Below are 13,734 nucleotides of genomic sequence, written 5' to 3'. Positions count from 1 at the left end.
GAAAGGGACTCGGCCATGAGATTCAAGGATGTATTCTCCATTATCGGTCCCAGCATGATCGGCCCCTCCAGTTCCCATACGGCAGGGGCCGTCAGGCTTGGGCGATGCGCGAGGCAAGCGCTGGGCTTGGCGCCCGAGGAAGCGATCATCCGCTTCTATGGCTCTTTTGCGGACACTTATATGGGCCATGGCACCGATCTGGCGATTACCGCCGGCATTATGGATTACGATACGGACGATGATCGGATTCGGAATTCGATCCAATTGGCAGCGGAGCAGGGGATTGCGATCAGCTTTCAATCTGAGCTGAGGCCCGGTCCGCATCCCAATACCGCGACCATCCTGCTGCGAAAGGGGGCGAGTACCGTTCGAATGACGGGCTGCTCCATTGGCGGGGGCAATATCGAGCTGGTGGGCGTGAACGGCTTTGACGTGAAGTTTACTGCGATCTATCCGACGCTGCTCATCTATCATCGCGACCGCTCCGGCATCCTTGCAGAGATTACCGACATCGCCAAACATTACGGCATCAACATAAGCTATATGGAAGTCGACCGCAAAGCGAGGAACGGGGAAGCCTTGACCGTCATCGAGAGCGACCAGCCGTTCAAGCCGGAAGCAATCGCCAGGCTGGAGCTGCTGCCTGATGTTCAGGAGATTAGCGTGATCGACTTAACGAGCAGGGAGGAAACGCGATGAGATTCTCCACTCTGGAAGAGCTGAAGGAGCTGTGCAAAGCCGAATCGCTGAGTATCGGCGGGATGATGGTGAAGGAGCAGGCCCTCGAAACGGGCAAAACCGAGCTTGAGGTTATCGAGCAAATGTCTGCATATTATGAAGTGATGAAGGAAGCTGTGCACAGGGGGCTGCACCAGGATACGACCTCTCGCAGCGGATTAACCGGGAAGGATGCCCAGCGCGTCTCTGCCTATATGAATCAGACCATTCCGTCGCTGGGGGCCGATGCATGCACCGCTATGGCGTATGCGCTGGCTGTATCCGAAGTGAATGCCTCAATGGGCCGAATCATCGCCACGCCGACTGCAGGCTCATGCGGTATTATTCCAGGCGTATTCGTCAGTACGCAGGAGCGGTTTCAGTGGGGGGACTCGCATATGGTGTACGGATTGTTCGCTGCGGGAGCGATCGGCTATGTCATTGCGAACAACTCCTTCGTCTCCGGAGCGGAAGGCGGCTGCCAGGCGGAGGTTGGCTCGGCTATCGGTATGGCGGCCGGCGCGTTGACCGAGCTGCGCGGCGGATCGCCGGAGCAATCGGTCCATGCAATCGGGCTCGCGCTCAAAAACTCGCTCGGTCTCATCTGCGATCCCGTAGGCGGCCTGGTCGAAATACCGTGTATCGTCCGCAACGGATTTGGCGCGGTTACAGCGCTTGCCGCCTCGGATATGGCACTCGCAGGCGTACGGAGCGTCATCCCGTCGGATGAAGTGATTGACGTCATGCTGGAGGTCGGGTCCGCCATGCCGGAGAAGCATCGTGAGACGGCTAAGGGCGGGCTCGCGCAGACGCCTACAGGCCGCAGCATTATGAATCGGTTGTATGGGAAGGGAGGCCAATCGACAACATGATGGCTAACAAATCAGATTTGCGGCGGGACGCGCTTGATCTGGCGCCCGCATTAGTCGCACTGCGCAGAGAGCTTCACGAATACCCGGAGCTAAGCCATGAAGAGTCCGAGACGGCAAGCAGAATAGTAAGAGAACTCGATCGACTCGCCATCCGTTATCGCTCAGGTGTAGGCGGCCATGGCATTGTAGCCGAGCTGACGGGCAGCCAGCCGGGCCCGATTATCGCGCTGCGAGCCGATATGGATGCGCTGCCGATTCAAGAAGAGACGGATATCGCTTTTCCATCGAAGCGCCCCGGCGTCATGCACGCCTGCGGCCATGATGCGCATACCGCGATGCTGATTGGCGCCGCTGAGTTACTGTCGGCTTCTCGGGAGCAGCTTCAGGGAACCGTCCGCTTTCTGTTCCAGCCAGCCGAAGAGGTGAACGCGGGGGCAGCGGCGATGATAGAGGATGGCGCGCTGGACGGCGTCAGCGAAATCTATGGCTTGCATAACCTGCCGACCTTGCCCGCGGGCATGGCTGCTACAAGGTACGGCGCTCTCATGGGTTCGGTAGATCGAATCGAGATCACGCTGGAAGGCAGGGGCGGTCATGGCGCCATTCCCGACCAGAGCGTCGATCCGATCGTATGCGCTTCCGCGATCATCCAATCGCTGCAGAGCGTCATTAGCCGGGAAGTGTCGCCGTTTGATCCTGTAGTGGTCACAATCGGCAGCATCCATGCAGGGGAAGCGAATAACGTTATTCCGCACTATTGCCGAATGACCGGAACGGTGCGCGCATTCCATCCCGATGTGCAAGAGAAGCTGCCAGAACGGATTGACCGCATCGTTCAAAACATTGCGGAAGGTTATCGCTGCCAAGCCGCCCTTCACTATATCCGCCAGACGCCTGTCTTAATGAACCATGAAGAGCAGGTGAAGTTCGTCGAATCTGTTATCGACGATACCATAGGCAGCCAGCACCGCATTACGGCCCAGCCTACACTCGCTGGCGAAGATTTCTCGATCTACTTGAACACTGTGCCGGGTTGTTTCTTCTGGCTTGGCTCCGGTCCTGAAGAGCATGCCGAGCAAGCGTATGGCTTGCATCATCCGAAGTATTGGCTGAATGAAGACTGCCTGCCCTATGGCGCATCGCTGCTCGCTACTATTGCACGAACACGTCTCGCTCAGCTGGCGGGAGGTCCTCTATGATGCTTCAGGAGCCGCTTCGAATCGGCATTATAGGCACAGATACATCCCATGCCATAGCCTTTACTCGAATGATTAATGAGGTTAATGATCCTCATTATGTTCCGGGAGGAAAGATCGTTGCCGCTTATCCCGGCGGCTCTTCGGACTTTCCGCTTAGCGCTTCAAGAGTGGAAGGATTCATGAAGACGCTTGAAAAAGAATTCGGGGTAGCGAGAGTGGATACCCTGGAAGCTCTGGCCTGGCAATGCGACGCTTATCTGCTGTTGTCGGCTGATGGGCGGGTGCATCTCGAACAACTGCGAGCGATTGTTCCTTGTCGCAAGCCTGTTTTTATTGATAAACCGCTAGCCTTATCCCTAAAGGAGGCGAAAAACATATTTGAGCTGGCGAATCATTGGGATGTCCCACTCATGAGCAGCTCTTCGCTTCGCTTCCTGGAGTCGCTTGTGCATGACCTTGATGAGCGCGGCCGACAGCAGGTAACGGCGGCTTCCGTACAAGGACCGCTTACGGTAGAGCCCACTCAGTCAAGATATTTTTGGTATGCCATTCATGCTGTGGAAATGCTCTATGCCATCATGGGTCCAGGCTGCCACGAGGTTCGGGTCGAAAGGGATGCGACAGGAGATCGCTTAATTGGCGTCTGGCAAGATGGACGAATAGGTGAGGCTATATGCCGAACCGATGGTGACGACCGATTCCTGGCGCAGTTGGACCGGAGCGGCGTGCTTACTAAGCTGGATGCGGCGCAAAGCGCAACGCCATTCTATGCAAGCTTAATTGCGAAGATCATACCATTCCTGCAAACAGGACGCTCGCCGGTTCATTGGCGTGAGACAATGGAGATCATCGCATTCCTTGAAGCAGCCGAAAAGAGCCTTGCGGCAGGCGGCACTCCTCAGCCTGTAGCCGGGGTATTGTAAGCGATCCATGCAACGCAATTGAATATTGGCAACCTTTACCTATCCTGTCTCGTCTTAGAAGCCAACAGGGATTAGCATCTGCATCGCTGACAGACAGGATAGAAGAAAGGTGGCATGTTCGTCGATGAAACAATCAACAAAGCGGATGATGCTCGCAACCATACTGTGCACAGCTCTTCTTACCGGTTGCGAGTCTGGAAATACGCCTATCGAAAGCAGCGCCGTTACACCGCCCCCTACGGCAACCCCCTCAGCCAGTCCTTTACCAACTGTGAAAAATCCTCAACCAGCAAATTTATACCAGACGATAAACGGAGTAGTCTCTCTGAATTGGAAGTTAGAACCGGCATCGTACTTTCTGCTTCAATCCGGAGACAGATATATTGTGAATGATGAACAGGGTGACTTTTCAGAAATCCGTACCGATTCCGGTGAAGGGAGATGGATCCCGACTTGGTATTTGGACGAGGAAGCCACTCAAATTCGCAATCTGGAGCCAGAAGTTTTGTCCATAAGCCTGGGTACAGATGCGCTCTGGTTCCCTAACGGCCAGATACCTGCATCTTCCTTGAAAGCAGGAGAGCAGGTATATGCTTATCAGGAATATAGAGATTGGTATGGCGTCATTGCTTCGAGCACAGATGACGCTCCTAGTCCGTTCATGCTATGGATACCTAAAGCGAATGCTGAAAAATCAGGTCAGGCACCAAATTGGTTTGGCAAGGGCGTGGATGAAGAGGCAGCGAAACACATACTGGCAACTGCCGTACCATCTTTATTAGTTCCTGGCACCACACAGGAACGAGTTCGCAAGTTATTCGGTGAGCCTACATATGTGGAGCAATCAGGTAACACTGCGGAGACAGGAGCTATACCTATTACTCTACCTGTTTGGCGATATGAAACTCGCACTTCGCATTTGATTATCGGATGGAACGAAGCAGGCGTATTGGAAACCGCCTATTATCGAGACGCTGACCGATTACTGAACCTGGGCCAATGGACGGGATTTTTAGCCGGCGAAGCTTATCTTGTTCCTTCCATCGTACCGGAGTGGGAATGGCGGTTTCAGTCTGAGTTGGCCTATAATTTTTTGATCGATAAGATAGGCGATACTTTAATTATTGCGGGCGAGGACGGTGGGTTCAGCGGCATGCATATGAAGTCAAACCTATATGCTTTGCATAAGCGGACAGGGAAAAAGATCTGGCAATTTGATTTTGGTCCATACGCCCATATGTATGGAATGTCAAAAGATAAAAGTCTGATGGCTATCCTCAAGCAGGACTTTAATACAAAGACTTACCCTTACGTGCTTGAAGTCATTCATACCAAGACGGGACAACAGGCATGGCGGCATAAGATGGGCAATGTTAATGTGCAAGATTTTGCCGTATCCGGCAATGTGGCGGCTGTCTTCTATGCCGATATGCTGAACGGCACGGTGACAGATGACAATTCCTTGCAGGCATGGGATATTCGCACTGGAAAATCACTCTGGACTAAAAAGCTGCCAGATTATAAAAATATATCTATACTAAGCCATCCAGGGCTGGTCATCCTCCAGGCATACAGGGACGGATATGATCCAGATGGAGGCACCGTAATCGCATTAGACGCGAAAACAGGCAAAGAGCAGTGGACGCTGGAGAAACGCAACACGTCCATGTTCAGCCTATTGGAAGACCCTAATGGGCTCACCCAAAGCACAGGAAGGATATGGACAAGCACAACCGATCGTTTATGGTTAACGGATGTGAGAACAGGAGCAGATATCGAACAATATCCGCTACATCAAGAAGGCTGGTATGAAGTTCTGAACGACCAATACTTGTTTTCCGTCATATCGGATCGTTCAGGAGACGAATGGAAACTTACCAGTTCCCTTATTGACCGGAAGACAGGAGAGAAGCTATTTACAGAGCCGGGCTGGGCCTCATTCGGCATAATCGTCGGGGATAAGCTATATTACCGGCTTAATAATCACACCGTCTCGTTCGATCTGAAAACCAAAAAGAAAACTGGTTCCGAATACGAAGGTAATGTTAACTATAATGATCTTGGACCAACTATCGCTTATGGCGATTTCCTGGTAAGCGCTTATCCCGTGAATGGAACGGTGTACGTGCTGGACCCCGTTACGATGGAGCCATTAGGGAGGCTGCTGGATACTCGGGTCGGACTATACGATATTACGCCGAGTCAATTCCTGCAAGGCTATCTGACTGACATCGATGGCTCACTTTATATCGGCTCAGCGAACGGCTTGTTCAGCAAAATAAAGTCGATTGAGCTGCAGCCTGCGCCCTAATAGAACTGCCCAGGCCGGTAAGCCTGGGCAGCTCTTCTATAACGATTATGTCACCTGCGCTTCCCGCACGACGCGGCAGACAAGGCGCATGAGCTTTCGATGTGCAGCGGGGAAGAGGTGGAAGAACACTTCCATTGTTTTGCGCATCGGAATCGGGCAGATGATAGGTTTGTTTTTACTCAGTCCCTTCAGGGCAAAGGCGGCGAATGCTTCTGGACTCATCATTTTACGCTGCTTGACAGTCTCGTTAATTTTCGATTTATGAAGACCGATCGCATACCCGTTGTCATAGATGGCTGTATCCACGTGACCTGGGCAGATCGCACTTACTTTAATGCCATAAATCTCCGCCTCATAATGCAGCGAGGTTGTAAAGCCAACGACTGCATGCTTCGTTGCGGCATAGGCGGACACCATTGGGGTAGGACTTAGTCCGGCAGCTGATGCCGTATTCGCAATATGGCCGAAGCCTTGCTCCTGCATGATGGGATATGCAGCGCGCGTGCCATTGATAACACCCCAGAAGTTGATATCGACAATTTTCTTCCAATCCTCTGGCTTCATAAGTTGAAATTCACCGTACATCGAGATGCCTGCGTTATTGAACAAGTAATCCAACCTGCCAAACTCTTCATATACATCGCGGACGATTTTTTCGAATGCTGCAGCATCCGTTACATCCAAATAGACGAATCTGGCAAACCCTCCGCGCATAACGATTTCCTGAGCAAGCTTGCCGCCAAGTTCTGCCTGAATATCAGCAATGACCACCATAATCTGCTGCTCTGAAAGCTGCTGGCAGAGCGCTCGTCCAATACCGGAAGCGCCCCCTGTAACAATAGCTATTCTCCCATATTCCATCCCGTTACCTCCCCATAATTGGTGTATGAAGGATCTAGAAAAACCGGATTTTATACCTTAATACTGCCACAACTTTCCACTCGTAGGCAGAGAGAGTGATGGCGGAATCGTGGAGGAACTGCAACGAAATTGTGTCTGATTATGGAAACAAAGCAAATACAGGTTGAAATTACTTTAGTTCTAAAGCACTTTTCATTTGTCGAAAAGAATAAGCCTTTTCGCATATCATCGACATTCACAACATGACTCAAGAATCAGAATATTCCGAATAAAACTGATTCGTCTTGTTTATTGCTCCTTGCCCGCTTCAGGATTACTATTGGGATATATCTATTATTTTACTTATATGGTTTTGGAAACGCTTTAATATTGTTCATAATTCGATATAAATTCCTTCGGGAGTTTATATACACAATTGGCAGGCGAGGAGGGAAGAGGTCGTTTTTTAACAGATAGGCTAGAAAAATAGCAGGATAGAAAGGCGGTGGCATCGGTTAACTTGAATGGGATTCGCATAGGCTTCATAGGAAAGAACGAGTAATTCCTCTAAGTTTTCCCTCAGGGCGGAGCTTCTTCCCGTTTCTACGTTATGCTTTACCACGATAGGTTGTTCACCCCAATCCATATTAGGAGGTTATAAGATGAATTCATTACAATTGACCATGCCGGGTCGGGCAAAAATGATAATGGCCGGCGTGCTTGCACTTATTATGGTCGTATCCATGCTGTTCATTCCTTCAGGTAAAGTATCCGCTCATGGCAACATTACGAATAGCCGGGCTGGTTTATGTGCCAGCGGTCAGAATCAGAATTGCGGGCAAATTATCTACGAGCCATACAGCTTGGAAGGACCAAAAGGGTTCCCGGCTGCAGGACCGGCGGATGGGAAAATCGCCAGCGCTAACACTTGGTTCTCTGAACTGGATCAGCAATCGGCAACTCGCTGGACCAAAGTGAACATTAACGCTGGATCATACACCTTCAACTGGAATATCAAAGTTTCTCATGCTACGACTAGCTGGAAATACTACATGACGAAACAAAACTGGAACCCTAATGCCCCGCTCACTCGCGATTCCTTTGACCTCACGCCATTCTGCAGCGTAAATTCCGGCGGAGCCATGCCGGGCAGTACTTACTCCAATACATGCAACATCCCAAGCCGCACCGGTTACCAAATCATTTTGGCCGTATGGGAAATCTATGATACCAATAATGCGTTCTACAATGTCATTGATGTGAATTTTGGCGGCAACGCGGATGTGACTGCTCCAACTGCTCCATCGAATGCTGCTGCATCCAACATCGGATCAACAACGGCAACCGTTTCTTGGGGAGCTTCCACAGATAACGTCGGTGTTGCCGGTTACCGAATTTTCAATGGTTCGAGTGAGCTTGCAAGCACGACCGGAGCGCTATCTGCTTCGCTGACTGGTTTGACTGCAAATACAGCTTATAATCTGACGGTAAAAGCATTCGATGCTGCGGGCAATCTGTCCAATGCGAGCAATACCGTTTCCTTCACAACCCTCCCGGTAACCGGACCAGACGTAGTAGCCCCAACTGCGCCGTCCGTTCTCCATGTCATGGGTACGGTCACCCATAACTCCGTACCGCTTATGTGGAATGCATCGACAGACAATGTAGGTGTAACAGGGTATCAAATTTTCCGCAACGGCACGCTGGTCGCTACTGTAACGGGCACGACGCTGCAATACACCGTCAATGCACTTAGTTCAAGCACGGCCTACACTTTCACGGTGAAGGCAATTGACGCAGCGGGCAATGTATCGGCGGCAAGCAATTCGCTGAGCGTTACAACAACAGCGATTCCTACGACTTATCCTGCTTGGAGCTCGACGACCGTCTATGTAGGCGGCAATAAAGTGTCTCATAACGGCGTCAATTACGAAGCCAAATGGTGGACGCTAGGCGAAACGCCGGGCAGCGCCGATGTTTGGAAGGTTATTCCTTAATAGAAGTAAAGCAGTGGCCTGCATAGCGGTTATCCGCTATGCAGTTTTTTTTGCTTCTACGAAAGGTGAAACCAGTGAAACAATCTATTGAATGTTAAGGATATCCATAATAGAGAGAATTATATATAATGACATTAACGGACGATTTGCTTACGAAATACGACAGGAGAGAAGATTCATTGAATCTGAAACGACTAGCAGCCATGATCACAACGATTGGATTAAGCCTTACTCTGGTAAGCTGTATGGAGGATGCGCCACAGAATCCGTTCGAGCAATCGGTCAAAACATTGACTGCCTCGGAGATGAAGGGAAGATTGGCGGGCACGGAAGGAAATGAGAGGGCAAAAGCATGGATTGAAGAACAATTCAAGACAATCGGCCTGACGCCTCTTGAAGGAGACAGCTTCGCCGTATCTTATGATCATGTATACCATGATCCAGATAAGCAGTCTATTACTTTGGAAGCTGTCTATTCCAACGAACAGCGCAGCACCTTCAAGCACGGCGTTTCTTTTATCGTCCAAGCTTATGCTGAGAGCTTCGACGAGTCCGCGCCGATCACATCCAACGTGAACGACCCTGAGCTTGCCAGTAAGATATTAATTACAGACCGGGAAGTGTATCTCAGCCAACTCAACATCAAGCCTAAAGCTATTTTAGTGAAAACAGCAGAATTTAAGAAAAATACGATACGTCACAATTCGTATATAGATGTCCCCCTCGTACAAATCAGTCCAACGACTTATCGCAAGCTAATCAAGGAGAAGGATAAGCTGGAGCAGATCAGGCTAAGTCTTCAGCTTCAGCCAGAGAAGATTCAAGCGGATAATGTGATTGGGGTATTGTCTGGTCACAGGGAAAGCGATTCGCCAGTACGCTCAGCCATCGTGGTCTCTGCCCACTTCGATGCCGTAGGCTGGACGAATAATACGGCATTCAGCGGAGCGCTGGACAATGCATCCGGCGTAAGCGCATTACTGGAACTTGCTGCCGGGCTGAAAGACAAGGAGCGGGAAGAGGCGGATCTTGTATTTGCAGCGTTCAACGGAGAAGAATCCGGCTTGCAGGGCAGTAACGCTTTTGTCCAGCAATTAAAAGACTACTATGATATCGTCTACAATATTAACTTGGACTCGATTGCCGGCACTTCAAGAGGATCTACTCTGATTTCGTCGGCGAATAATAGCACAGAGCTTGCCATGGCTGTAGGCGAATCGCTGAAGCAGAGTGGCATTGCCGTCGAATATAGCGAGGATGCCGGCTCTAGTGATCATCTGTCTTTTTCAGAGGACATCTATCAAAGCGTGACGATTTCTGACGATAATCTAGAGGTCATTCATACACGACAAGATACAGCAGAGCACATCGATTATGCCTATCTGGAGCGACTGGTGCAAGCTTTATCCGATTTTCTTCTTGCCAAGAAGCATCATCCAGAGCTGTTCAGATCCTACAAGATCCTTAAGCAAAACCAAGATGAATTTACGGAAGAACAACTTCGGATCATGAAAGAAGAAGCGGAGCGCCATCTCGCCCAGCTTAAGCTGGGACAATACAAATATTTTGTGCATCCTATTACATTCACGAACCAGCCGATCTATAAATTTGAAGCTATTATTGAATACGCAAGTGAGTTTGAAGAGCAATTGCAAGGCATGAAGGTGCCAGAGCAGATCGCAGGATATCCGTTTCAGCTTGCCAATGTGAGTTTTCGCCATTTGTTTGACAGGCTTGTAGAAGCGCCTGAATTGGATGTCATCTATACCGTTGAAGATCTTTCAGCAAAGGACATTACCGCGCTCGGCCTTCAATATACTGAAGGAGAACAAGGCATATATGTCTATTTGTATCCACTCGGCGATGATATGTTCAATGATATGAATTATTCTTCTGCAATCGTCAAAGTAGAGGAGTATAATGCCAGCGAAGATGATCACTATTATTTGGAGTACTACCCGGAAGACGATAACAGTCTAACCTATATTAAAATAATGGAGATCGACGGTCAGATTTACTACACGAGAATTTATGAGCTGGTCAGACAAAATGACCAGGCAAGCTACGGGAGAAATTCTTCCTTAGCGGAAAAGCAAACGCTGGTAGAACGGGCACAGTCCATTCCACTCGAGGCCATCATTCGAGAGATGGGCATCTGATCCTGTCTTTGCGAAGCAAATGGAACGAAACTCGGAGTTTTTTTAGTTGCGTATCCTTTGCAGCAACCTTATAATGGGAATTCTCGTTATAACATCTGTATAACGTCGATCACTTATAAGTAAGCAAAGGCGGGATTACGAAATGGAACGACTGACATCCAGATTGCGGCTATTTACCTTGGACGATTTTGCAAAGGCGCCGCTTGTACTCGATTATTTTAAAAGGAATAAATCCTTCCTAGCGGCATGGGAGATTGTCAGGGAAGATTCCTTCTATACGCTGCAAGCACAGCAGGACATTTTATTTAATGACATGAATTATTCGGCGGCTGGCCAGCTCATCAAGCTATGGATCAGCAAGCAGGGAGAAGATCGAATCATTGGCTCGGTAGCGCTGAGCAACATTGTATATGGCGCCTTCCTGTCCTGCCATCTCGGCTACCGGCTGGATGGAGAAGAAGAGGGCAAGGGCTATATGACCGAAGCGCTTCAAGCTCTGATTGATTATGGGTTCCAGGAGCTGAAGCTGCACCGAATTGAGGCCAATATAATGCCGCATAACGCGGCTTCGTTCCGGGTGGTGGAGAAGCTCGGATTCCAGCATGAAGGGCTGGCCCGCAAATATTTGAAAATTAACGGTAAATGGGAGGATCATGTGCATATGGTTCTCTTGAATGAAGCATTGGAATAGAAAGCAGCAGCATCTAAACTGATCGGATGAGGGAGGCAAACGCTGTGTCAGAGGAGCAAGAAAAGAAGGCGATTGCGATACGGCGGCAGCATTTTTTTCGGCTTAACTTGTTTTTTCTATTGGTATTTGTGTTATTCGCCATCCTGATCATTAGGCTTGCTATCCTGCAGTTTGTCGAAGGTCCAACCATCCTGCAGCAAGTAAAGGACAAGATGGGTAATACGCCTGTTCGAATCGCACCCATCCGGGGCAATATTTATGACGCTGACGGCGTGAAACTGGCGTATTCGACATCTGTGCAGTCTCTTTACTTCTCCATTGAGCGCGGCTTCAAGGCGAAGGATGCCAATGCGTTTGCCGCAAAGCTCAAAGAGGTATTCGACCAATACGGCGATCCTGCCAAAAGCATGACGATTGACCAGATCAAAGAAAATATGGACTTGATCTACCGCAGAAACAATATATCTGTGCCTCGCCGAATTAAGTCTGGTCTGACCAAAAAGGAAGTCGCCTATTTCTCTGAAAATCTGGCGAAGTACGATGGTGTGGATATCGTGGAGGAGAGCATTCGCCATTATGATCCGGATACGGTAGCCGTTCAGCTTGTCGGTTATCTCAAGAAATTCAGAGGCTCCAAGGACCTGTCGTTCTATAAGAACCTGGTGCAGGATAATCCACTCCTTAATTACATCGAAGAGGAGGAGGTCGGCTTCGACGGCTTGGAATATATGTTCCAAGAGCAGCTGAGGGGAAAAAACGGACTGAAGCTGATACCTATCGATTCTATGGGGAGAGTGAATGGCGAACCTCAAGTAACGCCTCCTGTTAAAGGAAATAATCTTCATCTGACCATTAATAAAAAGGTTCAAATGCTTACGGAAGAAGCGATTATGGACCAGCTCAAGATCTTGCAGGAGGGAGGCGACCCCCGAAGCAAAAATGCCCGTACCGGATATGCGGTCGCGATGGAAGTAAAGACTGGGAACATTATCGCAATGGCCAGTATGCCGGATTACGATACGAATATTTGGGAAGGCGGGGGCGTTAACAACGACGAACTGAAGGAAATTCTGTTTTATATGGTTAATGGCACAATCAGAGAGGTCTATCAGCCCATCCATGATGATAAAGAACGCGCCAGACACCCTGGCTCTATTGTGCCGCTAGGCTCAACCATCAAGCCGTTAACCGTTCTCGTCGGCTTGAACGAGAAGCTGATAACGCCGACTACGAGCTATAGTGATACAGGTATCTTCCAATTCGGGAAGGCTGGCATTCACCGCAAAAGCATCCGCAACGCAGAAAATGCTGTTTACGGGCCGATGGACCCGGCGCGCGCGATAGAGAAATCATCCAACCCATTTATGACGGAGAAGATCGGCAATGCGCTGAATATCAAATATAAAGGCAGCGAAGAAGGCGTACAGAAGTGGGACGAATATATGAAGATGTTCGGGCTTGGCGTCTCGACGGGCAGCGGTCTGAATGAATGGCCTGGCACGATTGAATATTTTAACGAAGCCAAAAATGCAAGCACGCAATCCGCACTGATTTATGCTTCCTTCGGGCAGCAAGGCCGTTACACAACGCTCCAATTAGCCCAATATACCGCAACGCTCGCAAGCCGGGGAAAACGCATGAAGCCTCAATTCGTTACTGAGATCAAAGATTCCGACGGCACCGTCATACAGAAGTTTGAGCCGGTCGTGCTGAATAGAGTGGATTTCCCTGACAGCTACTGGGAAGAGATTGAAGCCGGCATGCGGAAAGTTAAAGTGACAGGCTTCGATGATTTCCCGCATGAGTTTTTGCGGAAGACCGGCACGTCGGAGCAAAGCGTTGCCGGAAAGATTGTGGAGAATTCCGTGTTCATCGCGTCTGCGCCAGCGGATGATCCTGTGCTGGCTGTAGCCGTAGTCGTGCCGGAAGGCGGATTCGGAAGCCGGGGAGCCGCGCCAATCGCTCGCAAAATATTCGACGCGTATGATGAGGTATACGGATTAAAGTAAGCCATTATATAGGGAT

General features: G+C 49.8%; 10 protein-coding genes. 9 read left to right on the top strand and 1 reads right to left on the bottom strand.

Annotated elements, in window-relative coordinates; genetic code table 11:
- The first annotated feature begins 15 nt into the window (after positions 1–15).
- The 5 genes from sdaAB to AC0YNW_RS12595 all read left to right on the top strand — a co-directional run bounded on the left by sdaAB (position 16) and on the right by AC0YNW_RS12595 (position 6,022).
- Positions 16–699, top strand: a complete 684-nt coding sequence (gene sdaAB / locus AC0YNW_RS12615) for an L-serine ammonia-lyase, iron-sulfur-dependent subunit beta (RefSeq protein ID WP_475832290.1) — start codon at positions 16–18, stop codon at positions 697–699.
- Positions 696–1,589: an L-serine ammonia-lyase, iron-sulfur-dependent, subunit alpha gene (sdaAA, locus tag AC0YNW_RS12610; RefSeq protein WP_475832289.1), complete on the top strand. Its 894-nt coding sequence runs from the start codon at positions 696–698 to the stop codon at positions 1,587–1,589. Before sdaAB ends, sdaAA begins: the two co-directional genes overlap by 4 nt.
- Complete coding sequence (locus AC0YNW_RS12605) at positions 1,586–2,788, top strand: M20 metallopeptidase family protein (RefSeq protein ID WP_475832288.1); 1,203 nt, start codon at positions 1,586–1,588, stop codon at positions 2,786–2,788. Before sdaAA ends, AC0YNW_RS12605 begins: the two co-directional genes overlap by 4 nt.
- Positions 2,785–3,711 carry a Gfo/Idh/MocA family protein gene (locus AC0YNW_RS12600; RefSeq protein ID WP_475832287.1) on the top strand — a complete coding sequence of 309 codons (927 nt, stop codon included), beginning with the start codon at positions 2,785–2,787 and terminating at the stop codon, positions 3,709–3,711. The genes AC0YNW_RS12605 and AC0YNW_RS12600 overlap by 4 nt, the downstream gene beginning before the upstream one ends.
- Positions 3,712–3,835: 124 nt before the next feature.
- Positions 3,836–6,022, top strand: a complete 2,187-nt coding sequence (locus AC0YNW_RS12595; protein WP_475832286.1) for an outer membrane protein assembly factor BamB family protein — start codon at positions 3,836–3,838, stop codon at positions 6,020–6,022.
- Positions 6,023–6,067: 45 nt separating this feature from the next.
- On the opposite strand, the gene AC0YNW_RS12590 is transcribed toward AC0YNW_RS12595, so the two are convergent.
- The gene (locus AC0YNW_RS12590; protein ID WP_475832285.1) at positions 6,068–6,883 is read right to left on the bottom strand and encodes an SDR family NAD(P)-dependent oxidoreductase; all 816 of its coding nucleotides are present in this window, start codon (positions 6,881–6,883) and stop codon (positions 6,068–6,070) included.
- 641 nt (positions 6,884–7,524) lie between these two features.
- On the opposite strand from AC0YNW_RS12590, the gene AC0YNW_RS12585 reads away from it, so the two are divergent.
- The 4 genes from AC0YNW_RS12585 to AC0YNW_RS12570 all read left to right on the top strand — a co-directional run bounded on the left by AC0YNW_RS12585 (position 7,525) and on the right by AC0YNW_RS12570 (position 13,718).
- Complete coding sequence (locus AC0YNW_RS12585) at positions 7,525–8,859, top strand: lytic polysaccharide monooxygenase (protein ID WP_475832284.1); 1,335 nt, start codon at positions 7,525–7,527, stop codon at positions 8,857–8,859.
- A gap of 179 nt (positions 8,860–9,038) precedes the next feature.
- Positions 9,039–11,018 (top strand): M28 family metallopeptidase, encoded by a 1,980-nt coding sequence (locus AC0YNW_RS12580; RefSeq protein WP_475832283.1) that lies wholly within the window; start codon positions 9,039–9,041, stop codon positions 11,016–11,018.
- 142 nt (positions 11,019–11,160) lie between these two features.
- Positions 11,161–11,709, top strand: coding sequence for a GNAT family N-acetyltransferase (locus AC0YNW_RS12575; protein WP_475832282.1), 549 nt, complete (start codon positions 11,161–11,163; stop codon positions 11,707–11,709).
- Between the two features lie 44 nt (positions 11,710–11,753).
- Complete coding sequence (locus AC0YNW_RS12570) at positions 11,754–13,718, top strand: peptidoglycan D,D-transpeptidase FtsI family protein (protein ID WP_475832281.1); 1,965 nt, start codon at positions 11,754–11,756, stop codon at positions 13,716–13,718.
- Positions 13,719–13,734: the final 16 nt, after the last annotated feature.

This window comes from Paenibacillus sp. J31R120 (assembly GCF_056269225.1).
This window is presented reverse-complemented; position numbering and strand designations above follow the sequence as displayed.

Coding starts and splice junctions, on each gene's coding strand:
- AC0YNW_RS12600 (WP_475832287.1), top strand. CDS start 2,785: ATGATGCTTCAGGAGCCGCTTCGAATCGGCATTATAGGCACAGATACA.
- AC0YNW_RS12595 (WP_475832286.1), top strand. CDS start 3,836: ATGAAACAATCAACAAAGCGGATGATGCTCGCAACCATACTGTGCACA.
- AC0YNW_RS12590 (WP_475832285.1), bottom strand. CDS start 6,883: ATGGAATATGGGAGAATAGCTATTGTTACAGGGGGCGCTTCCGGTATT.
- AC0YNW_RS12585 (WP_475832284.1), top strand. CDS start 7,525: ATGAATTCATTACAATTGACCATGCCGGGTCGGGCAAAAATGATAATG.
- AC0YNW_RS12605 (WP_475832288.1), top strand. CDS start 1,586: ATGATGGCTAACAAATCAGATTTGCGGCGGGACGCGCTTGATCTGGCG.
- sdaAA (WP_475832289.1), top strand. CDS start 696: ATGAGATTCTCCACTCTGGAAGAGCTGAAGGAGCTGTGCAAAGCCGAA.
- sdaAB (WP_475832290.1), top strand. CDS start 16: ATGAGATTCAAGGATGTATTCTCCATTATCGGTCCCAGCATGATCGGC.
- AC0YNW_RS12575 (WP_475832282.1), top strand. CDS start 11,161: ATGGAACGACTGACATCCAGATTGCGGCTATTTACCTTGGACGATTTT.